At 73.8% G+C, this 21435-nt stretch carries 17 protein-coding genes; 6 read left to right on the forward strand and 11 right to left on the reverse strand.

Going from position 1 to position 21435, the window contains the following annotated elements; genetic code table 11:
* Positions 1-17: 17 nt before the first annotated feature.
* From nrdE to AC3AQ1_RS08525, 7 genes are all read right to left on the reverse strand, one after another.
* Positions 18-2123 carry a class 1b ribonucleoside-diphosphate reductase subunit alpha gene (gene nrdE / locus AC3AQ1_RS08495; RefSeq protein ID WP_108718630.1) on the reverse strand — a complete coding sequence of 702 codons (2106 nt, stop codon included), beginning with the start codon at positions 2121-2123 and terminating at the stop codon, positions 18-20.
* 41 nt (positions 2124-2164) lie between these two features.
* Positions 2165-2584: a class Ib ribonucleoside-diphosphate reductase assembly flavoprotein NrdI gene (nrdI, locus tag AC3AQ1_RS08500; protein ID WP_108718631.1), complete on the reverse strand. Its 420-nt coding sequence runs from the start codon at positions 2582-2584 to the stop codon at positions 2165-2167.
* Positions 2585-2690: 106 nt separating this feature from the next.
* Entirely contained in the window at positions 2691-2948 is a 258-nt protein-coding gene (gene nrdH / locus AC3AQ1_RS08505) for a glutaredoxin-like protein NrdH (RefSeq protein ID WP_108718632.1), read from the reverse strand.
* A gap of 535 nt (positions 2949-3483) precedes the next feature.
* Positions 3484-3963, reverse strand: a complete 480-nt coding sequence (locus AC3AQ1_RS08510; RefSeq protein WP_108718633.1) for a hypothetical protein — start codon at positions 3961-3963, stop codon at positions 3484-3486.
* A 52-nt stretch (positions 3964-4015) separates the two neighbouring features.
* Entirely contained in the window at positions 4016-4762 is a 747-nt protein-coding gene (locus AC3AQ1_RS08515) for a histidine phosphatase family protein (RefSeq protein WP_108718634.1), read from the reverse strand.
* A gap of 147 nt (positions 4763-4909) precedes the next feature.
* Positions 4910-6433, reverse strand: coding sequence for an amidohydrolase (locus tag AC3AQ1_RS08520; RefSeq protein ID WP_234417431.1), 1524 nt, complete (start codon positions 6431-6433; stop codon positions 4910-4912).
* Between the two features lie 5 nt (positions 6434-6438).
* On the reverse strand, positions 6439-7719 hold the full coding sequence (locus AC3AQ1_RS08525) for a class I SAM-dependent methyltransferase (protein ID WP_370445266.1): 1281 nt from the start codon (positions 7717-7719) through the stop codon (positions 6439-6441).
* A 208-nt stretch (positions 7720-7927) separates the two neighbouring features.
* Here AC3AQ1_RS08525 and AC3AQ1_RS08530 point away from each other — a divergent pair, with 208 nt between their 5' ends.
* From AC3AQ1_RS08530 to uxuA, 3 genes are all read left to right on the forward strand, one after another.
* On the forward strand, positions 7928-8968 hold the full coding sequence (locus AC3AQ1_RS08530; RefSeq protein ID WP_108718636.1) for a LacI family DNA-binding transcriptional regulator: 1041 nt from the start codon (positions 7928-7930) through the stop codon (positions 8966-8968).
* A complete protein-coding gene (locus AC3AQ1_RS08535) occupies positions 8965-10497 on the forward strand; it encodes a mannitol dehydrogenase family protein (protein ID WP_108718637.1) in 1533 nt (510 codons plus the stop codon). Before AC3AQ1_RS08530 ends, AC3AQ1_RS08535 begins: the two co-directional genes overlap by 4 nt.
* A gap of 100 nt (positions 10498-10597) precedes the next feature.
* A complete protein-coding gene (gene uxuA, locus AC3AQ1_RS08540; RefSeq protein ID WP_108718638.1) occupies positions 10598-11719 on the forward strand; it encodes a mannonate dehydratase in 1122 nt (373 codons plus the stop codon).
* A 146-nt stretch (positions 11720-11865) separates the two neighbouring features.
* On the opposite strand, the gene AC3AQ1_RS08545 is transcribed toward uxuA, so the two are convergent.
* From AC3AQ1_RS08545 to AC3AQ1_RS08560, 4 genes are all read right to left on the reverse strand, one after another.
* Positions 11866-12006: a hypothetical protein gene (locus AC3AQ1_RS08545; protein ID WP_159096457.1), complete on the reverse strand. Its 141-nt coding sequence runs from the start codon at positions 12004-12006 to the stop codon at positions 11866-11868.
* A gap of 316 nt (positions 12007-12322) precedes the next feature.
* Complete coding sequence (locus tag AC3AQ1_RS08550; protein ID WP_159096458.1) at positions 12323-14779, reverse strand: transglutaminase TgpA family protein; 2457 nt, start codon at positions 14777-14779, stop codon at positions 12323-12325.
* 71 nt (positions 14780-14850) lie between these two features.
* On the reverse strand, positions 14851-16194 hold the full coding sequence (locus AC3AQ1_RS08555; protein WP_108718640.1) for a DUF58 domain-containing protein: 1344 nt from the start codon (positions 16192-16194) through the stop codon (positions 14851-14853).
* Positions 16178-17245 (reverse strand): AAA family ATPase, encoded by a 1068-nt coding sequence (locus AC3AQ1_RS08560; protein WP_234417432.1) that lies wholly within the window; start codon positions 17243-17245, stop codon positions 16178-16180. The genes AC3AQ1_RS08555 and AC3AQ1_RS08560 overlap by 17 nt, the downstream gene beginning before the upstream one ends.
* Before the next feature lie 43 nt (positions 17246-17288).
* On the opposite strand from AC3AQ1_RS08560, the gene AC3AQ1_RS08565 reads away from it, so the two are divergent.
* From AC3AQ1_RS08565 to AC3AQ1_RS08575, 3 genes are all read left to right on the forward strand, one after another.
* A complete protein-coding gene (locus AC3AQ1_RS08565; protein ID WP_159096459.1) occupies positions 17289-17627 on the forward strand; it encodes a MarR family winged helix-turn-helix transcriptional regulator in 339 nt (112 codons plus the stop codon).
* Between the two features lie 211 nt (positions 17628-17838).
* Positions 17839-19359: an MATE family efflux transporter gene (locus AC3AQ1_RS08570; protein ID WP_108718641.1), complete on the forward strand. Its 1521-nt coding sequence runs from the start codon at positions 17839-17841 to the stop codon at positions 19357-19359.
* A 708-nt stretch (positions 19360-20067) separates the two neighbouring features.
* A protein-coding gene (locus tag AC3AQ1_RS08575) for an IS3 family transposase (protein ID WP_108720097.1) occupies positions 20068-21350 on the forward strand; the annotation gives its coding sequence in 2 pieces (ribosomal slippage) (positions 20068-20341 and positions 20341-21350; 1284 coding nt in all).
* The last annotated feature ends 85 nt before the right edge of the window (positions 21351-21435 follow it).

Consider the following 21435-nt stretch of genomic DNA (forward strand, 5'->3'; position numbering starts at 1 on the left):
CGGGTCTCAGCGCAGCGTCACAGGGTGCACGAGACGCAGCCCTCGACCTCGGTGCCCTCGAGCGCAGCCTGGCGCAGCCGGATGTAGTAGAGCGTCTTGATGCCCTTGCGCCAGGCGTAGATCTGGGCCCTGTTGACGTCCCGCGTGGTGGCGGTGTCCTTGAAGAACAGCGTCAGGGACAGGCCCTGGTCCACGTGCTGCGTCGCGGCGGCGTACGTGTCGATGATCTTCTCGTAGCCGATCTCGTACGCGTCCTTGTAGTACTCCATGTTCTCGTCGCTCAGGTAGGGCGCCGGGTAGTAGACCCGGCCGATCTTGCCCTCCTTGCGGATCTCGATCGGGGCCACGATCGGGTGGATCGAGCTCGTCGAGTGGTTGATGTAGGAGATCGAGCCGGTCGGCGGAACCGCCTGCAGGTACGCGTTGTAGATCCCGTGCGCCTGGACCTGCGCCTGCAGCTCGCGCCAGTCCTGCAGGGTCGGGATCGCGATGCCGGCGTCGGCGAACACCTGGCGCACTCGCTCGGTGGCCGGCTCCCACGTGCGCTCGGTGTACTTCGTGAAGTACTCCCCGCTCGCGTAGGCCGAGTCGGCGAACCCCTCGAACGCGGTGCCGCGCTCGATGGCCAGGCGGTTGGAGGCGCGCAGCGCGTGGTACGTCACCGTGTAGAAGTAGATGTTGGTGAAGTCCACGCCCTCCTCGCTGCCGTAGTGGATCCGCTCGCGGGCGAGGTAGCCGTGCAGGTTCATCTGCCCGAGGCCGATGGAGTGCGACGCCTCGTTGCCCCGCTCGACCGACGGGACCGACCGGATGTGCGTCTGGTCCGAGACGGAGGTCAGCGAGCGGATCGCGGTCTCGATCGTGCGGCCGAAGTCCGGGGAGTCCATGGCCTTGGCGATGTTGAGCGAGCCGAGGTTGCAGGAGATGTCCCGCCCGATGTGCTCGTAGGACAGGTCGTCCCGGAACGTCGAGGCGGTCGAGACCTGGAGGATCTCCGAGCACAGGTTGCTCATCGTGACGCGGCCCGCGATGGGATTGGCGGCGTTCACCGTGTCCTCGAACACGATGTACGGGTAGCCGGACTCGAACTGGATCTCGGCGAGCAGCTGGAAGAACTCGCGTGCCTTGATCTTGGTCTTGCGGATCCGGCCGTCGTCGACCATCTCGTGGTACTTCTCGGTCACGGAGATCTCGGAGAACGGCACACCGTAGACGCGCTCGACGTCGTACGGCGAGAACAGGTACATGTCCTCGTTCTTCTTCGCGAGCTCGAACGTGATGTCCGGGATGACGACGCCGAGCGAGAGCGTCTTGATGCGGATCTTCTCGTCCGCGTTCTCCCGCTTGGTGTCGAGGAACCGCAGGATGTCCGGGTGGTGCGCGCTGAGGTACACCGCGCCGGCGCCCTGGCGGGCCCCGAGCTGGTTGGCGTAGGAGAAGGAGTCCTCGAGCAGCTTCATCACGGGGATGACGCCGGAGGACTGGTTCTCGATCTTCTTGATCGGGGCGCCGTGCTCGCGGATGTTGCTCAGCAGGAGCGCCACGCCGCCGCCGCGCTTGGACAGCTGCAGCGCCGAGTTGATCCCGCGCGCGATCGACTCCATGTTGTCCTCGATGCGCAGCAGGAAGCACGAGACGAGCTCGCCGCGCTGCTGCTTGCCCGCGTTGAGGAAGGTCGGCGTCGCGGGCTGGAAACGGCCCGAGATGACCTCCTCGACGACGTGCTCGGCGAGCCGCTCGTCGCCAGCCGCGAGGGCGAGGGCGACCATGACGACGCGGTCCTCGAAGCGCTCGAGGTAGCGCTTCCCGTCGAACGTCTTGAGCGTGTACGACGTGTAGTACTTGAACGCGCCGAGGAACGTGGAGAACCGGAACTTCTTGGCGTAGGCCAGGTCCCAGATGCGGTGGAGGAACTCCCGCGAGTACTGCTCGAGCACCTCGGGCTCGTAGTAGCCCTCCTCGACCAGGTACTCGAGCTTCTCGTCGAGGTCGTGGAAGAAGACGGTGTTCTGGTTGACGTGCTGCAGGAAGTACTGCCGCGCGGCGGCGTGGTCGGCGTCCAGCTGGAGCCGACCGTCCGGGCCGTACAGGTTGAGCATCGCGTTGAGGGCGTGGTAGTCCATGCCCTCGAACCGCGGGTCGTGGTGGAGGACCTGCGCGCCGGTCAGGCCGGGATCTGCGAGCGTTGTTGCCAAAACTGTGCCAATCCTTCGCGGACGCGAGTCACGTCCTGGTCGGTTCCGAGAAGCTCGAAGCGGTAGAGGTAGGGGACGCCGCACTTCGCGGCCACGATGTCGCCGGCGCGGCAGAAGGCCTCGCCGAAGTTCGTGTTGCCGGCCGCGATCACCCCGCGCAGCAGGGCGCGGTTCCCCTCGTCGTTGAGGAAGGCGATCACCTGCCGGGGAACCGCACCCCGCTCGCCGTTCCCGCCGCCGTACGTGGGCAGGAGGAGCACGTACTCCTCGTCCGCGTGCAGCGGCGGGTCGGTCCGCCGGACCGGGATGCGGTGCGCCGGAAGGCCGAGCCGCTCGACGAACCGGTGCGTGTTCTCCGAGACCGAGGAGAAGTACACGAGACGTGCCATGTGCTCCTCCTCAGCGGTGCGCGGGACGATGACGAGGTGGGTCCTGCCGTGCGGTGTGGTGCGGGGGTGCCGTTGCCGAGAGCGGGTGCCGACGGCGACGCCGGGGTCAGGCCCCGACGACCTCCGCCGCCGGAACCGCGGCGGCGGCGAGCGCCTTGATCTTGTCCGGGCGGAAGCCGGCCCAGTGGTCACCGTTGGCGAGCACGACCGGCGCCTGCTGGTAGCCGAGCGCCTTGACCGACTCGAGCGCCTCGGCGTCAATGCTGAGATCGACGACCTCGTAGCTCAGGCCGTGCTTGTCGAGCGCGCGGTACGTGGCCGAGCACTGGACGCAGTTCGGCTTGCTGAAGACGGTGATGCTCACGTTCTCCCCTGACGCTCGGGCTTGGTTGCCGGTCTCGTTCTGACGTGCCCACGCGTGTAGTTACACACGTGTCGTTCGGGTCCGGGTGTGGTGCTGCCCGGGCTCTGAACACTACACCTAGTGGTCGGAGGGGCCAGGCACCACCAGATGTCGTGTCTCGGCGTGTCGGTGCTCGACGTCCGTCCACCCCTGTGCGAGGGCTCCACCCCCAGGCGTGTGGACAGTCCACGGCCCTCGGCACGCGGGACCGCGGGACCCGCACCACCGGGCCCGGAAGGGCGCCTCGACGCCGTCCACGGGCTGTGGACACAGATGTGGACCGCGTGTGCACCGCGCTCGGGACGACGCGGCCGGAGCCGCCCGCAACACTCCGCGAAGTCGTTCGCGACGCGCGCCGGCTCGGCGTGTCGCGCACCGCGAGAGGCGCCCGGGACCACGTCCCGGACCACCGGCACACCCCGCAGACCAGCCATGCACTCAGGTTCTCACCGACCACTGACATCCGGCCCGGAGCGAGGGGCACGTGGGTGCGGCGCTACGCGTCGGGGCACTCCCCGACGAGCGAGGTGAGCGCCGCCTCGGTCTGCGCGCGCAGATCGGCCGTCTCCGCCGGGGTGACCGTGGCGCCGTCGGCCGCCTGCTGGGCCAGCGCGACGAGCCCGTCGAGCGCGGACACGAGGCTCGCGCCCGCATCACCGAGCCGCCCGTCGACGCCGGACACGGCCGTGGCCGTGTTGTCCCGCAGCTGCGTCAGCCCGGTCACCGCACCCTGCGGGTCCACGGCGATGTCGGCGACGAGCTCGTCGAGCCGGTCCCCGACCGACTGCGCCACGGGCGTCACCGCGGCGCACGCGGCGGTCTGCGCGGCGTCGGAGACGACCGAGCACGAGCCGAGCGCTCCGGCCGCGAGCAGGAGGGCCAGCGGCAGGGCGACGGCACGACGGCGCCGGCTCGGTTCGCGGTTCGTCCGGCCACGTGCTGTGGTCGGGCAGGAGAGACGGGGCAGCGGGCTCACACGTCAGCAACGCCCGGGCGAGGGCGGCGTGTTCCCGTGCGCCGGCTCAGCCTCAGGCCGGGATCGGCTCGGCGTGCGCGAGGGGCGCCGCCACCGGAGCGACCTCGTCCGGGGCCGGTGCGGGCCGCGCCGCGAGCGACCCGTGTCCCGCCACGTCGGTGCCGACCTCGAGGATCCGGGCCACGCCGTCGGACACCGCCACGCGCGAGACCGATGCGTTCGGCAGGGCGGCGAGCCCGTCGTGGCCCACGAGCGAGAGGTACGCGCCGAGCGTCACGCCGTGCCCGACGACGAGCACGTCCTCGCCCGGGTGGGCCGCGACGATCTCGGTGAAGGCACGCCGCACGCGCGCCATGTAGTCCGCGCCCGACTCCCCGTTCGGCAGGCCCGGGTGCGTGCCGGCGAGCATCGCCGGGACCAGGCGCGACCACGGTTCGTGCCGGTCGAGCTCGTGCTCGGGGCGGCGCTCGTAGATCCCGAACGAGACCTCGCGCAGGCCCTCGTGCGTGCGCAGCCGCAGACCCTCGTGGCGACGGACGATCTCGACCGCGGTCATCACCGCGCGGCCCTGCGGCGAGGAGTACGCGGCGTGGAAGGAGTGCGGCTCGAGGTGGCGGGCCGTCGACTGCACGCCGAGGCGGCCCGTCCGCGTGAGCGGGGAGTCGCACGAGCCCTGCATGAGGCGGCGGGCGTTGAGGTAGGTCTGACCGTGACGCACGAGCGTGAGCGTCGTGGTCGGGGCGGCCGGTGCCGCCTGGGCGTCGGCCGTCGTCGTTGCGGCCCTTTCGTGTCGTGTCATGGCGCCCACGCTAGGGACCGTCGGAACCGGCCGGGCGACGGCCCGGTGACGCTCCGGTAAACGTTGCGGCACGCCGCAGGGCCCGCGGCGGCCGGCTCGAAACGTGCGGTTCACGCACGCCGCCGCACGACGCGGCTCCACGCCGCCTCACAGCGATCGGTGCGTCCACTCCCCCGCGAGCAGCGTGCCTGCGACGCCCAGAGCTCGTGGGCGACCCCCCGCCGTCGACTCACTCGCCCAGGCGACGGGGTCGCCGTCGAGCACCACGAGGTCCGCGACCTGTCCCACAGACGGCCGCACGCCGCACCCGCCCGTCGAGGCCAGCAGCGCCGCGACGGCCCCGATGCGCTGCTCGGGATGCCACGGCGGCCGCGCGTCGCCGGTCCGGCGCACGGCCGCGGCGACGGCGAGCAGCGGGTCGAGCGCAGCCACCGGCGCGTCCGAACCGAGCGCGAGCCGCACCCCGGCCACCAGCAGGTCGGCGAACCGGTAGGCGCGCGCCGTGCGGCCCGGCCAGAGCTCCTCCGCCACGTCGCGGTCGTCGAGCAGGTGCGCCGGCTGCACGCTCGCGACCAGGCCGAGCGCCGCCAGCCGGGTGAGGTCGGTGGTCGCGAGCAGCTGCGCGTGCTCGAGGCTGCCGGCGGCGCCCGTCGCCGCGAACGCGTCGAGCGCGAGCGCCGCCGCGGCGTCGCCGATCGCGTGCACCGCGCACCGCAGCCCGGCCCCGTGCGCCCGGGCGAGCAGCGGCGCGAGCTCACCCGGCCCCACGTTGAGCGTCCCGCGCCCCCCGCCCGGGTAGGCGTCGTGGCAGTACGCCGTGCGCGTGTTGAGCGAGCCGTCGGAGATCACCTTGAGCGGCCCGAGCCGCACCAGCGCGTGCCCGACGGCGTCCCGCGCCCCCGCGAGCGCGTCACCCGGGCGCAGCCCGGCCGCGAGCACCGCCTCGACGTCCTGCGGCCACACCGCCGCCTCGACCCGGATCGGGAACCGCGTGACGTCGGGGCCCTCGCCGGGCCCGCCGCCGAGCCGCCGCGTCCACTCGCGCGGGTCCGCGGCCTCCATGTCCACGACGCCGACGACGCCGCGGGTGGCGGCCTGCGCGGCGGCGGCGCGGACCCAGGCGTCGCGCTCGGCCGGGGTGCCGCCGTCGAGCGCGCCCGCCACGGGGAAGAAGTCGTCCTCGCGGACGAGGCCGCTGGCGTCGGCCGTGAGGCCGAGGCGCGCGAGCGCGGCGGTCGAGAACCAGCCGGAGTGCAGGTCGCCGCTCGTCAGCGCGACGGGCGCGCCGCCGCCCGCGGCGTCCAGCAGCGCCGCCGTCGGCTGGTCCGGCCAGCCCACCGCGCGGAACCCGAACCCGACGACGACCTCGCCCGGCCGCGGCGGATCCCGCCGCACCCGGGCCGCGACGAGGTCGGCCGCCTCGCGGGCGGAGCGCGCGGACGCGACGTCGAGCCGGCGTGCCGCGAGCGCCTGCTGGAGCAGGTGCACGTGGGCGTCCCAGAACCCCGGGAGAAGGTGACGGCCGTCGAGGTCGACGTGCTCGCCGTCGGGGGCCGCGCAGACGCCCGCGGGAGACGCAGGAGCGGGCGCGATGCGCGCCACCCGGCCGTCGACCAGGAGGACGTCGACGAGGTCGGGCCGCCCCACGAGGCGGGCGTTCGCGAGCAGCACGGGCGTCAGTCTCGCACCGGGACCGGCGCCGGCCGCAGCACGGTGCGCGCGACCGTGAAGGCGCCGTTGTCGCCCATCACGCGGGTCGGTCCGACGAGCCGGCGCAGCGCGGCCGCGTGCGCCAGCCGCGAGTTGTACACCGTCCACAGCTCCCCGCCCGGTCGCAGCACGGTGCGGGCGTTCGCGAGGAGCCGCAGCGCGACGTCGGGCACCACGGCGCTGCCGACGTGGAACGGCGGGTTGCACACCACGAGGTCGACGCTCGCGGGCGGCAGGCAGCGCAGGCCGTCCGCGCGGCGGACCTCGATCCGCGGCGCGAGGCCGTTGGCCGCGGCGGTGGCGCGCGCCGAGTCCACGGCCGCGGCCGAGACGTCGAGCGCGAGCACGCGCGCCTGCGGGCGGGAGCGGGCGAGCATCGCCGCGAGCACGCCCGTCCCGCAGCCGAGGTCCACCACGTCGACGGCGTCCGGCGCCATCTGCGGCACGAACTGCAGGAGGTAGCGCGTCCCGACGTCGAGCGCGGCGCCCGCGAACGCCGCACCGTGCGCGACGACGTCGAGGTCGAGCTCCGGCAGGCGCCGGGCGAGCGGGTACGTCCGAGCGGCCGCGGGGTGCGGTCCCCGCGCGCGCAGCACCCGGGCCTTGCCGTGCGCGAGCGACGCGCCGACCTCGGCGAACGAGCGCCCGAGCACCACGTTCTGGGTGCGCGTCATGTGCTTGACGCGGGCGCTGGCCAGGAGGAGCACGTCCGGCCCGGCCGCGGCGGCGACGACCTGCGCGATCTCCTCGAGCGCCGCGAGCGAGCGCGGCAGGGCGACGAGGACCAGCCGGGCGCCGGCCACGAGCGCCGGCTCGAGGCCGTGGTGCGCGACGACGTCGCCGCGCTCGTCCGCGAGCGCGACGCCGAGCCGGCCCGCGTTCGCCACCAGCGCCTGCTCGGACAGCAGCGAGTCCTGGTGCACGCGCACGCGGGGCGGCCGGATCCCCACGGCGCCGGTCAGCAGCCCGAGCGTGAGCGCGCCGTAGTGGTCGCCGACCACCACGACGTCCGACGCCGTGAGGCCGCCGGGTGCGGCGGCCAGCGCCGCGAGCGGGCCGGCCGCCTCGACGAGGAGCAGCCGGTCGGCGGCGTCGACGGCCACGAGGTCGGGCGCCTCGACGTCGGGCCAGCGTCGCAGTGCGGTGAGGTCCGCGTGCCCGACGGCGAGCGCGCCGTCCGCGGCGTCGTCACCTACGCCGTCGCGCGCCTCGGCGGGGTCACGGGCGTCTCGCGGCTGGTCCGGCACGGCTCCAGTCTCCCGCGCCCCGGTGCCGAAGTCCGCAGTGGCGCGCCCCCTCGTCCGGATAACGTTTACAGCAGGCCGTCTGCCGCCCGTGCCCCACGGCTCCCGCCCGCGTGTGCGGATGAGGACCGATCGGTGTGGCAACTTCGCGGCAACCACTTCCACCTTCCCCATTCCGCTTGTTAACGTTTTCAACGAAGGGAGGCCATCGATGGTCACGATCAAGGACGTCGCCGGTGCCGCCGGCGTCTCCATCGCCACGGTCTCCCGTGCCCTCGCGGATCCCGACCGGGTCGCCGCCGCGACCCGCGACCGCGTCCTCGCGGCGGCCGACGCCCTCGGCTACACGCCGAACCGCGCCGCGCGCGGCCTGCGAGCCGGACGGACCAACGCGATCGGGCTCCTGGTGCCCGACCTCACCAACCCGTACTTCGCCGTCGTGGCCCGCGGCGTGAGTCAGCGCGCCCGCAGCCACGGCGTCGCCGTGTTCGTCGCGGACTCCGAGGAGGACCCGGCGGCCGAGGTCGACCTGCTGCGCGGGCTCGTCGGCCAGACCGACGGCGTCCTGCTGTGCTCCCCGCGCGCCCTCATCCGCGACACCGACGTGCTCGGCGCGCACCCCGCGGTCTTCGTCAACCACGCGCTCGACGCCGCCCCCTCGGTCGCGCTCGACGACGTCGCCGGAGCGGTCGCGGCGCTCGAGCACCTGCGGTCCCTCGGGCACCGCAGCATCGCCTACGTGGCGGGGCCCACGACGTCGTGGTCGGACGCGCGGCGACGTGACGCGCTGCAGGCGGTCGCCGAGCGCCACCCCGAGCTCGAGGTCCACGTCCTCGGTCCGTACCCGCCCACGGTCGAGGGCGGCTCGGCCGCCGCGGGCGTCGTCATCGCCTCCGGCGCGACGGCGGCGCTCGCCTTCAACGACACGGTCGCCGTCGGGCTCATGCGCCGCGTGATCGCCCTGGGCCTGCGCGTGCCGCACGACCTGTCCGTCGCCGGGTTCGACGACACCTACCTCACGACCCTCGTCACCCCGGCGCTCACGAGCGTGCACGGCGACGTCACCGAGGTCGGCCGGCGCGCCACCGACCTCCTGCTGGACCGCATCGAGCGGCCCGACGCCCCCGGCGAGCTCGTCCTGCTGCCGAGCTGGCTCGTCCAGCGCGACTCCACGGCTCCCCCGCTCAGCCGGCTCGTCCCGGCGCCCACCACCTCACCAGCACCCGCCGAACCGACCCCAGGAGCACGATGACCACGCCCACCCCCGACCTGCCGCGCCTCACCCGCTCCACCCCGATCGCCCCCGAGGCGAGCGGCCCGCGGGTCCGCCCGACGGGCGTCGGGATCGTGCACCTCGGCTGGGGCGCGTTCCACCGCGCCCACCAGGCGATCTACACCGAGGACGCGATGGCCGAGACCGGCAACCTGAGCTGGGGCATCCTCGGCGACGTCGAGCGCTCGCCCCAGGTGCGCGACGCGGTCCGCCCGCAGGACGGCCTCTACACCGTGCTCACGGTCGGCCTCGACGAGCACGGGCACACCGTGCGCAGCGCCCGGGTCGTCGGATCCGTCGTCGACGTCGCCTACCCGGGCGAGGAGACGCCGCGCCTGCTCGCCGCGATCGCCGCGCCCACCACGCACGTCGTCACGCTGACCGTGACGGAGAAGGGCTACGCGCGCCGGCCGGACGGCCGCCTCGACGTCGAGCAGGCCGCCGCCGACATCGCGCTGCTCGCCGCGGAGGAGGCCGCGGGCGACGCCGACGTGTCGGCCGCCGCACCGGCGACGACCGCGATGGGGCTGCTCGTCCGCGGACTGGCCGCTCGCCGTCGGGCCGGCGGGGCGCCGGTCACGGTGCTCTCGTGCGACAACATGCCCGAGAACGGCCGCGTGCTGCGCGGCGTGGTCGACGAGCTCGTCGACGCGGCCCTGCCGGGCGAGGCCGGCGCCGCGCTGCGCAGCTACCTCGAGGAGTCGACCACGTTCCCCGGCTCGATGGTCGACCGGATCACGCCCGCGGCGACACCGGACGTGCTCGACCAGGTCGCGGCCGCGATCGGCGCCCGCGACGAGGCCGGGATCGTCGCCGAGCCGTTCCGCCAGTGGGTGATCGAGGACCGCTTCGCCGGTCCGCGCCCCGCCTGGGAGCGCGTCGGCGCGGAGCTGGTGCCCGACGTCGTGCCGTGGGAGAACGCCAAGCTCCGCCTGCTGAACGGGACCCACTCCGTGCTCGCCTACGCCGGCCGGCTGGCCGGCCACGCCACGCTCGCCGAGGCGGTCACCGATCCCGCGATCGCGAGCCACGCGCGCGCTTTCATGGTCGACGACGCGCTGCCCACCCTGACCCCGCCCGCGGGCGCCGACCTGCTCGCCTACGGCGAGGAGCTGCTCGTCCGGTTCGCCAACCCGGCCACCGGCCACACCACGCGCCAGGTCTCCACCGACGGGACCCAGAAGATCCCGTTCCGCTGGGGCGAGGCCGTCGCGTGGAACCTCGAGCAGGGACGCGTGCCCGACGGCGTGGCGTACGGCCTCGCGGCGTGGAGCGAGTTCGTGCGGCGTGCGGTGCGCGACGGCGTGGACCTGGGCGACCCGGCCGGCGCCGAGCGGCTCACCGCGACCGTGCACGAGGTCGGTGAGGACCGGCCCGAGGACGTGGCGCGCGCGCTCGTCGCAACGCCCGGCCTCCTGCCGGGGGACGCGGGCACCGACGACCGGCTCGTCGACGCCGTACTCGCACACGTTCGCAATCTGACCCAGGCGGGCGACGGCCTGCTCTGAGCGCCCGGCCGCGCGCCACCCACCCCCACCACACCCCACCACCACCACACCCCACCGCCGCGCTGTCGCGGCAGAGCAGCAGAGTCGAGGAGAGACACCGATGAAGATGGGTTTCCGCTGGTACGGGGAGGGCAACGACACCGTCGCCCTCGACCAGATCCGCCAGATCCCGGGGGTCGAGACGATCGTCTGGAGCCTCCACCACAAGCAGGCCGGCGAGGTCTGGGAGACCGCGGAGATCGAGGCCGAGATGGCCCGGATCACCGGCATCTCGGCCGAGGCGGCCGCCCGCGGGGTCACCCGCACGCTCGACGCCGACGTCGTGGAGTCGGTCAACGTGCACGAGTCGATCAAGCTCGGCAAGACGGTCCTGGGCCTCAGCCGCGACGAGGCGATCGAGAACTACGTCACCACGCTGGAGCGCCTGGGCCGGGCGGGCGTCAAGGTCGTCTGCTACAACTTCATGCCGGTCTTCGACTGGCTGCGCACCGACCTGTGGCACCCGCTCCCCGACGGCTCCACGGCGCTGTACTACGAGAAGGCCGTGGTCGACCAGATGTCGCCCGAGTCCCTCATCGCCGACATGGAGAAGAACTCCGGCGGGCTCACGCTGCCGGGCTGGGAGCCCGAGCGTCTTGCGAGCTTCAGCGAGCTCAACGCCGCCTACGAGGGCGTCACGCACGAGGACATGTACCGCAACTACAAGTACTTCCTCGACGCGATCATCCCCACCTGCGAGGAGTACGACGTGAAGATGGGCGTCCACCCGGACGACCCGCCCTTCGACATCTTCGGCTGGCCGCGTGTGGTGTCCACCAAGGAGGACCTCGCGACGATCCTGTCGCTCAACGACAGCCCGTACAACGGCCTCACGCTGTGCCTCGGCTCGTTCTCGGCGAACCCGGCCAACGACGCGGTCGGCGCGGTGCGCACGTTCATGGACCGCATCCACTTCTCGCACGTGCGCAACATCAAGCACTTCCCGAACGGCGACTTCACCGAGGTCGGCCACCGCGCGTGCGAGGGCGACGTCGACACGGTCGGCATCATGGCGGCGTACGCCGAGGCCGACTACACCGGCTACATCCGGCCGGACCACGGGCGGCACCTGTGGGACGAGAACACGACGAACAAGCCGCGCCCCGGGTACGGGCTCTACGACCGCGCGCTGGGCATCCAGTACCTGCTCGGCGTGTGGGACACGGTGCGCCGGGGTCGCTGAGCGCAGTCGCACACCAGGCCCACGGGAGCCCGACGCGAGGCCCGCACCACTGACGCATCTCCGACGCACCACGCACGAACGGTGAACGGCGCCACCCCTCGGGTGGCGCCGTTCGCCGTCGGGCGCCGGGGTTTCCGGCGGACGGGTCAGCTGAGCTGCGGGTCGGCCGCACGACGTGCGCGGGGCCGCAGCTCCAGGCGGGCGACGAAGGCGAGCCCGAGCAGGGCGACACCGGTCACGACGACGACGAGCACGAGGGCGAGCAGGAGCAGGAAGGCAAAGGGCATGGCAAGGCTCTCAGGTGAGGAGGGTGGAAGGTTCTCTCGGGTGCGCACGCGAGTGCGCTGACGGCACGCGAAGGCATGTGGCGAGCGCCAGCACGAGTGGTCGGGACCGGCATTCCCTCGGCGTCGACGCGGCGGTCGGGGCGGAGGGTGCGGGCATGCCCGCCGACTGGTGGCACGCGGATGTGGCGGTGGGATCACGCCGTTTCGTAGCGGAGGGGCAGAGACACCGGACCGGGTGCGGTCCGACTCCACGCGGGGTCCCGCCTGACGAGCGCGGGGCGTCGTCGCGGAAGCGCCTTCAAGGCTAGTCGAGGCGTCAGCGGGTGACCACCCGCGCAGGCGGATCGGCGGCGTGAGTCGGGTCACCCTCGGCTCGGCGGACGCGCGCGCGCCGCGCGACGTCCGACCGCAGCGACCGCGGCAGCCACCGCGCGCCCAGCCCGATCGGTTCGTAGCGGTCCAGTCCCTGACGCACCTGCCCGACGGCGAGCACGAGCTCGCGCGGGTCGGCGCCGCCCGCCGTGGGGGCGTCGGCGACGAGCGGCGGACCGCCCGCCCCGGCCGCCCCGGCCGCCCCGGCCGCCCCGGCCTCCTCGGCCGCCCCGGCCGCCCCGCCGTACCAGGCGCGCTCGCTGGCGCGCACGAGGGCCGCCATCCGCGCGCGCCCGTCCCGGTCCAGCCGCGCCCGGCGCGAGAGCAGCGCGGCCACGCCGCGCACGCTGGCGGTGTCGTCGAGCGGCTCCCCGTGGTCGACGGCGAGGTCGCTCAGCTCGGCCCAGACGTCCTCGACCGCGCCGGGTCCGCCGCGCGCTGCGCGGCGCAGCCGCGTCCGGCGCCGCCACCACCGCACGCCCGCGGGGCCGAGCACCAGTGCCGCCCCGCCGAGGAGCGCGAGCAGGACGACCCCGAGCGCGCGCCAGCGGGCCGCCTCCTGCGCCTGGGCGACCTCGGCCGCCGTGTCGACGTCCGTCCCGGCGGTCGCCTCGGAGCCGCCCACCGGGTTCGCGGGGTCGACCGGCTGCGCGCCGCCCGGGATCTCGAGGTCGTCCGGGTTACCCGCCTGCGCCGTCGACCCGGGGACGGGGAGCACGGGGGCGCCGTCGACGGTCTGCGGGGCCTGACCGGCCGCCGCCGGGGTGGGGTCGAACGCGACCCAGCCGGCGCCGTCGAACAGGACCTCGACCCATGCGTGCGCGTCGTGGCTCGAGATGACCACCGAGCCGTCGGACTGCACGGTGCCCGCGCCGAAGCCGACCACGACGCGCGCGGGGATGTCGAGCGAGCGCAGCATCACGGCCATCGCGGAAGCGAACTGCTGGCAGTACCCCTGCCGCTCGGCGAGGAAGTCCAGCAGCGGGTCGCCGGTGCTGCCGGCGGGCACCGTGAGGCTGTAGCGAAAGCCGTTGGCGGGATCGGTGAACCACTGCTGCAGCGCCACCGCCTTGGCGTACGGGCTCGTCGCGTCCTTGGTGTGGTCGACGGCGGTCCGGAACACCGCGCGGTCCAGGTCCCCGACCTCCGTCAGCGGACCGCCCGCGGTCACGGTGTCGGCGTCCAGCTCGGCCTCGCTGGGGACGCGGGTGTCGACCCGGATCGTGTACGCGCCCGGGTTCGTAGCCTCGGCGCGGTGCCAGGCGCGCAGGTCGGCGTCGTAGGACCACGGCTCGTCGGTCGCCACGTTGACCGTGCCCTCGCGCACGGGCAGGAACGTCCCGGTGTACCCGAGCGACTCGACCTGCGCCTCCTCGTCGTACGCCGTGGGCTGCTGCTCGCCGTCGAACGCGATCACGTCCCCCGTCTCGGCGTCCACCTGCACGTCGCCCTGCACCCCGGCGGGCGAGGCCTCCGGCTGCAGGTCGTTCTCGACGTCGCCCATCGACCAGCCCACGCCGTCGGTCCAGACCGTGAGCGCGGCGGTGCGCACGTAACCCGGCGCGGACTGGCCGGTCACCCGCAGGAGCGGCGCGTCGGAGCCGCGCAGGAGGTCGCCGGTGAGGTTGGTCAGCAGCGACGGTCCCTCGTACGCGACGCGGTCCAACCGCCCCGTGGTGCCCACGCCCGTCGCCGCGCCGGTCACGGTGAGCGCCGCGGCCACCGTCAGCGCGCCGATCGCGACCGTGCCGGCCACCCGGTCCGCGCCGGCCGTCCCGCCGCCACGGGCGGCGGCACCTGAGCGCGGACGCCCGACGGCGAGCAGCAGCAGGTAGCTCGCCGCCGGCAGCGCGAGGGCGTACCAGGGCAGGGGCCCGACGGCGAAGGTCGCCGCCACGAGCACCGCGCCGAGGGCGGGGAGCGCCACGAGGGCGGGCGCGCGCACGGCGAGGTGGCTCACCACGATCGCGAGCAGGCCGAGCGCACCCGCGACGAGCGCGGTCAGCGCGGGGACGACGGGCGCGGGCGCGACCGAGGTCCGGATGTGCTCGCCCGCGGCCTCCAGCAGGGCGCCCGCCCCCGCGGGCGTCGTCACGCCGGAGACGAACGACAGCATGAGCGCGAGCGCGGCGACCTGAGCGACGACGGCGACGACGACGCGCGGGCCTCGCGCCCGGCACACCTCCTCGACGACGGTCACCGCGGTGACGGTGAGCACGGCCGCGGGCCACCACGACCCGCCCTGGAGCAGCGCGCCGAAGCCGGCGGCCGAGGTCAGCAGGGTGACGGCGCCGAGCACGGCGGGCCACGCCGAGCGGGTCGGCTGCGCGGCGCGCCCGGAGCCGACCGGACCGGCTCCGGCACCTGGCCCGGCGCCTGATCCGGGACCAGGGCTGGGCACCGCACGACGCGGCGGTGGGGGTGGTGGTGGCGGCGAGCTGGCCGGCGGCCGCGGCGTCCACGTGGACGCGCTCATCGCGTGCCCACCCCGGTGCGGGGGACGGCCGAGCGCACGGGTGTCACGCCGTCGAGCCCCCCGGTGGGCTCACGCAGCATGCCGAGGTGCGTGAGGTGCTGCCACGCGAGGGCGATCTCGGCTGCGCCGCCGGGGCCGCGCGCGGCGGTGACGTCGACGACGGCCACCCGCCAGCCCGCGACCCGCAACGCCTGCGCCGTCGTCGCGGCGGTCGGCACGGTGTGCTCGAGCCGCGCCGGCACGAAGGAGCGCGGGTCCAGCACGAGGGCCATCGCGGTTGCACCGCGGCGCCGCACGCGCGCGAGGGCGGCGGTCTCGTCGTCGGTGAGCGGACCCACGATCGCGATCACGAGGTCGAGCGCGTGGGGCACGGCGGGGGTGAACTGGTGGCCGGTGCGCCCCAGGTCCGCGAGGCGTGCCTGCAGGGTGCCCGGCACCGCCTCCGGCTCGAGCAGCACGGCGCCGGTGTGGTCCGTCAGCGTCACCTCGATGCCCGCTGCGGCGAGGTGCAGGCCGACCGAGGCGGCCAGGGTCGCGGCGACGTCGAGGCCCGCCGCGTCGAGGCCGCCCGCGGTGCGCGGTTCCCGGGGACGGTGGTCCAGCACGAGCGCCACCGTCGCGGGCGAGGGGACCTGTGCGGTCCGCACCACGACGTCGTCGGCGAGCCGGGCCGACGCGCGCCAGTGGATGGTGCGCACGTCGTCGCCGATCCGGTACGGCCGCACACCCACGTCGGGCGCACCGCCGGTCGGCGTGGTGCCGGTGCTCGCCGTCGTGCTCCCCCGTCCTGCCGCGCTGCGCGGCAGGCCCGCGAGCTCGACGACCTCGGGCACGACGAGCACCTCGAGGGTGCCGGGCACGGTGCGGCGGTCCTCCCACAGGCCGAACGGGTCGTGCGAGCGCAGCAGCACGGGTCCGATCGCGTAGCGACCGCGGCGGTCGCCGACGAGCGGAACCTGCAGCGTCGTCACGCTCCCTGGGAGCAGGGGCGGCACGGCGCGGCGCTGCTCCTCGAGCAGGCCCGGCGCCTGGGGCAGCCGCAGCTCGAGCGAGCGACCGGGCAGGCGGCCCACGTTGTCCACGCGGACGTCGGCCGTGCCCTCCCCGGCCACCGGGAGCACCGGGCTGGCCGTCGACAGGCGCACGGCCAGGCGAGGCCGGCGCACGGTGAAGAGCACGGCGACCACGGGCAGCAGCACGCCGATCGCGGCGGCGAACAGCAGGTCGCGCTCGTCGAGCACGAGGGCCACGAGGCCGGTCGCGGCTCCTCCGGCCAGCAGCCAGCGGCCGCGAGCGGTCAGCCCGCGGCGGACGGTGCCGCGCTCATCCGCGCGTTCCACGCGGCACCTGGGCCCGGCTCACGAGGGCGGAGACCAGCTCGTGCGTGGTGCGGTGCGGCGAGCCCGGGGTCGCCGGACCCAGCAGCATCCGGTGCGCGAGCACCGGCACGGCCAGCGCCGAGACGTCGTCGGGCACCACGTAGGGCCGGCCCGCGAGCGCCGCCGAGGCCTTCGCGGCGCGCGCGAGGTGGAGCGCCGCGCGGGGCGAGGCCCCCAGCCGCACGCCGGGCAGGCCGCGGGTGGCCCGCACGATGCCGACGAGGTAGGAGCGCACCTGGGGCGCGAGGTGCACGCGGCGCACCGCGGCCGCCATCGCCAGGACGCCGGCGGCGTCGGTGACCGGCCGGACGCTCGTGAGCGGGTCGACCTGGTCACGGTCCAGGAGCATCTCCAGCTCGGCGTCCGCGGCCGGGTAGCCGATGCTCGTCTGGGCGAGGAACCGGTCGCGCTGCGCCTCGGGCAGCGGGAACGTGCCCTCCATCTCGACCGGGTTCTGCGTGGCCAGCACGAGGAACGGGCGCGCGAGCGTGTACGTGGTCCCGTCGACCGAGACCTGGTGCTCCTCCATCGCCTCCAGCAGCGCCGACTGGGTCTTGGGCGAGGCGCGGTTGATCTCGTCGGCCACCACGATGTTGGCGAAGATCGGCCCGGGGCGGAACTCGAACTCGCTGGTCAGCCGGTTGTAGATGCTGCCGCCGGTGACGTCGGTCGGCATGAGGTCGGGGGTGAACTGCACGCGCGAGACGTCGGCGGCCACCGCGAGCGCGAGCGCCTTGGCGAGCGACGTCTTGCCCGTCCCCGGGACGTCCTCGATGAGCAGGTGCCCCTCGCTCAGCAGACACACGACGGCGAGGCGCACCACCTCGTCCTTGCCCACCAGCACGCGGGCCACCTCGGCCTGGATCCGGCCGCCCACCTCGGCGACCTGCTCCACGGGCGGCGTCTCGCCGGGGCTGGCTGCCCAACGCGGACCGCGCGCCTGGTCGTGGATCAGATCGGCACGCGCGCCGGCGTCGTCCGGCCTCGCATGCTCCGTCTGCTCCTGGGTCACGGCGTGCTCCGTCACTGCGTCGGGTCCCCCCGAGCGTGGAGGCGTGCTCCGTCGCTCGCTGGGCCAAGTCTCGCACGGGACTGGCACCACCCCGGCCTCCGTCACGAGCCTCCTGCAGGGGCTCGAGGCGCGTGGCTTCATCACCCGCACGTCCTCGCCGCACGACTCGCGCGTCAAGGTCGTGCGCGTCACGCCCGAGGGCGAGCAGATCATCGCCGGCTTCGACGAGGCGATGCGCGCGGCCTTCGAGGCGTTCTACGCGCCGCTGTCCGAGGCTGAGCAGGACCAGCTCCTGGCGCTCCTCGAGCGGCTGGTCGAGAACGTCGAGGTGCCCAGCCGTCCTGGCGGTCCGCCCGGCGACCCTCGCCGTCGACCGCTGTAGTCCACGGCCGGTCGGGTCGCTCCTTCGCCGCCCGCCCTCTCTCGCCACCCGCTCTCTCTCCACCGTCCTCTCTCTCCGCTGCACCCCACCGCCACGCGCCTGCCGAGGCGCGACACGCCGTCGTGCCCGGCCTGCGCGCGACCACGAGTCGCCCGCGACCGACCGACCGGCCACTCCCCTCTCGCACCGTCTCGTGAACGGAGACTCCGCCATGCCTGCTGACCTCACCACTCCTGCTGTCACCAACGCCGACGACGCGTCCGAAGGGACCGCGTCCGGGAGCACCTCCGGCAACCGCCGGGCGCTCGCGACGGCGCCCGTCTGGCGCGCCCTCGTGCACCTCTGCGTGCCGATGATCGCCGGCTTGTCCGTCGGCACCGTCTACAACATCGTCAACGCGGGCTTCGTCGGCTCGCTCCACTCGACCCCGATGCTCGCGGCGCTGACGCTCGCGATGCCGGTGTTCGCCGTGCTCATGGCCGTCGGCGGCGTGTTCGGCGTCGGCGGCGGCACGTACGTCTCGCGCCTGATCGGCGCGGAGGACGCCGTGGACCCTGTGGGAGGCACGGACCCACTGCGCTCACCCGCCGAGACCGCCCTGCGGATCAAGCAGCTCTCGGCCTTCACCCTGTGGGGGGCGGTCGCTGCGGGCGTGGTGGTCGGCGTCGTCGGGCTCGTGCTCGCCACGCCGATCGCGACGGCGGTCGGGGCCTCGGGCGATGCGCTCGTCCCGACGGCGCAGTACATCGCCGCGATGTGCGCGTTCGCGCCGGCGATGGTCGCGAGTTTCGCGCTCGAGCAGCTCGTGCGCGCCGAGGGCGCCGCCGTCTCCTCGATGACGGGCGTCCTGATCTCGACGGCGGCGAACTTCGCGTTCGACGTCCTCTTCATCCTCGTGCTGCACCAGGGCGTGCTCGGGGCGGGGATCGCCGTCGGGCTCTCGAACGTCGTGATGGCCGGCTACTACGTGTGGTGGTTGGTCCGCCGCAGCGAGGCGGCCGCGCTCGCTCCGCGATGGCTCAGGCTGGACCGGGAGCTGCTGCGCACGGTGTTCGGTGTGGGCGTCTCCGAGCTGCTGCAGTCCTCATTCCTCGTCGTCAGCACCGTGGTGATGAACTGGGTCGCGATCGGGTACGGCTCGGCGCTCCTGGCCGGGATGGGCGTGGCACTGCGGATCTCCCAGCTGCCCGAGATGATCTGCATGGGTGTCTTCCTCGGCGCGATCCCGCTGTTCGCGTACGGCTACGGAGCCGGCGACGGCGTGCGGCTGCGTCGCGCGATCACCGGCGCGGCCGTGGCGATCCTCGGCTTCACGGCCGTGTTCTCCACGCTCGTGCTGCTCTTCCGCGAGCAGGTGTTCGCGCTGTTCAGCGCGGACGCCGACGTGCTGGCGGACGGCACCCGGATCCTCACCGCGATGCTCGTGGCGACGGTGTTCAACGGGATCTCCGGGCTCGTGATCGCGGTGTTCCAGGCGACCGGGCAGATGCGTGACGCCGCGATCATGTCGGTCGCGCAGGGCGTGCTGTTCGTGCCGGTGGTGCTCCTGGGCAACGCGTGGTTCGGGATGACCGGCGTGATCTGGGCGATGACGGTCACCGAGCTCGTGGTGTTCCTGCTGGGCGCGGTGCTGTTCGTCGCGGCACGCAGGGAGTTCGCGGGCGTCGCGGAGTCGGGGGCGGCCGTCGAGACCGGTGCCGACGTGCTCGACGCGGCGCTGGCCACCGCCTGAGCAGCGCGTCGCTGAAAGCACGAGAGGGCGGGACCCGGACGGGACCCGCCCTCTCGTCGATGTGCGCAAGGGGGGAGTTGAGCCTACACGCCCTGGGTTCGCCCCCAGTGGCTGGAATGCCCTCGATTTGGGCTCTGACCTGCGACGATGCGAAAAGCACGTTGTGACCCCCAGAGCGATCTTGGCACCCGGGAGCATCTAGATACATGTGGTGTGACACATGGGTGACACATGGGACTACCGCTGGCTGCGTAACGCACGGCGCACAGCCATCCGGTGACCGAGAGGATGCCGCCTGCCGGCGGTGTTGTTGTGCGGCTGACGCCCGCAGGCGCCGCTTCGTTTCCTGGTGTCCCCGCCTAGCGACCTACCAGCCGCCCACCCAGTTGAATCGCGAGCCTGCGCGTCCCCCCATGTAGAAGTTGGCGTTGAGCGCCGAGGAGGCGAGCCGGATCGATGCCGCGTAGGCATCGAGTTCGGGCTGTGGGCGTGTGCCCGATGGTGCCAGCGGAACCTCACCTCTGGTTGGCGCCGTCAACTTTGTCCAGGTCCGTAGGTTGTCGAGCCCGCCACTCACGGGGTCGCGCCAGCCGGTGAGGTCGGTCAGCCAGCGGATCGCAGCCTCGAGAACAGGGGGAGTGGTGCTGATCAGGTTGAAGCGCCCGAGGTTTGATGCCGCTCCTGTTTGAGTCCAGGAGGATGGCCACCATGCCGAAGAAGATCGATCCCGAGCTCAAGGCGCGCGCGGTGCGTCTGGTGCGAGAGCACGCCGGGCAGTACCAGAACGTGACGGCGGCGTCGGTCGCCGTGGCCAAGCAGCTCGGCGTCTCGCGTGAGTCGGTGCGCCGGTGGGTCGCGCAGGACGAGGTCGACGCCGGGACCCGGCCGGGCACGACGAGCGAGGAGTCGGCCGAGGTCCGCCGGTTGAAGGCGGAGAACAAGCGGCTGCGCGAGGACGTGGCGGTGCTGAAGGCCGCGACGTCTTTCTTCGTCGGGGAGTTCGACCCCCGCAACCGCTGATCATGGGGTTCATCGACACCATGAGAGCCGAGGGTCACGCGGTCGAGACGGTCTGCCGGGTCCTGCGCGAGCAGGGCTGCCCGGTGGCTGCGCGGACCTACCGGGCATGGCGCGGTGCGCATCGGCGGGTCGCGGCGCGCACGATCAGCGACGCCGTGGTCGAAGACGCGGTGCGCTCGGCGGCGTGGCGCACCGACGAGGCGGGTGTGCGTCGGCTGACCGGCGAGGGCCTGTACGGGCGGCGCAAGATGACCGCGCTGATGCGCCGCACGAGCGTGCCGGACGCCTCGCCGGGCGCGGTGGACCGGGCGATGCGAGCGCTCGGGCTGGCCGGGGTGCGCCGTGACAAGCACGTGCGCACCACGATCCCGGCCAAGGACGGCATCCGGGCCGGCGACCTGCTGAACAGGGACTTCACCGCCGCCGCGCCGAACCGGGTGTGGGTCACCGACTTCACGTATGTGCGCACGTGGGCCGGGTGGGTCTACGTCGCGTTCATCGTGGACGTGTTCTCCCAGAAGATCGTGTCCTGGCACGCGGCCACGTCCAAGCACACCGACCTGGTCATGGTCCCGCTGCGGATCGCGTTGTGGCAGCGTGACCGCGACGGGCACCCGCCGGTGCCGGGCGAGTTGATCCATCACTCGGATGCCGGGTCTCAGTACACGAGCCTGCGCCTAACCGAGCACCTCGCCCTCGAGGGCATCCGGCCCTCGATCGGGACCGTCGGCGACGCGTATGACAACGGCCTGATGGAGACGATCAACGGCCTGTACAAGGCCGAGTGCGTGCGCACCACCGTCTTCCACGCCGGCCCCTACAAGACCATCGCCGACGTCGAGTTCGCGACCGCCGCGTGGGTCGAGTGGTACAACAACCGGCGTCTGCACGGCTCGCTCGGCAACGTCCCACCCGCCGAGTACGAGGCCGCGCACTACGCTGCACTCACCGAGCAGTTCCAACCCGCATAGCAGCGGCAGAGAACCTGGGGCGCTTCAAACCCCGTCTCACCGACCTCTTGCGCGTCGCGGATAGGGTCCGTCAAGTTCCACGTCG

This window comes from Miniimonas sp. S16 (assembly GCF_057748195.1).

Coding starts and splice junctions, on each gene's coding strand:
- uxuA (WP_108718638.1), top strand. CDS start 10,598: ATGAAGATGGGTTTCCGCTGGTACGGGGAGGGCAACGACACCGTCGCC.
- AC3AQ1_RS08530 (WP_108718636.1), top strand. CDS start 7,928: ATGGTCACGATCAAGGACGTCGCCGGTGCCGCCGGCGTCTCCATCGCC.
- AC3AQ1_RS08545 (WP_159096457.1), bottom strand. CDS start 12,006: ATGCCCTTTGCCTTCCTGCTCCTGCTCGCCCTCGTGCTCGTCGTCGTC.
- AC3AQ1_RS08535 (WP_108718637.1), top strand. CDS start 8,965: ATGACCACGCCCACCCCCGACCTGCCGCGCCTCACCCGCTCCACCCCG.
- nrdE (WP_108718630.1), bottom strand. CDS start 2,123: ATGGACTACCACGCCCTCAACGCGATGCTCAACCTGTACGGCCCGGAC.
- AC3AQ1_RS08515 (WP_108718634.1), bottom strand. CDS start 4,762: ATGACACGACACGAAAGGGCCGCAACGACGACGGCCGACGCCCAGGCG.
- nrdI (WP_108718631.1), bottom strand. CDS start 2,584: ATGGCACGTCTCGTGTACTTCTCCTCGGTCTCGGAGAACACGCACCGG.
- AC3AQ1_RS08570 (WP_108718641.1), top strand. CDS start 17,839: ATGCCTGCTGACCTCACCACTCCTGCTGTCACCAACGCCGACGACGCG.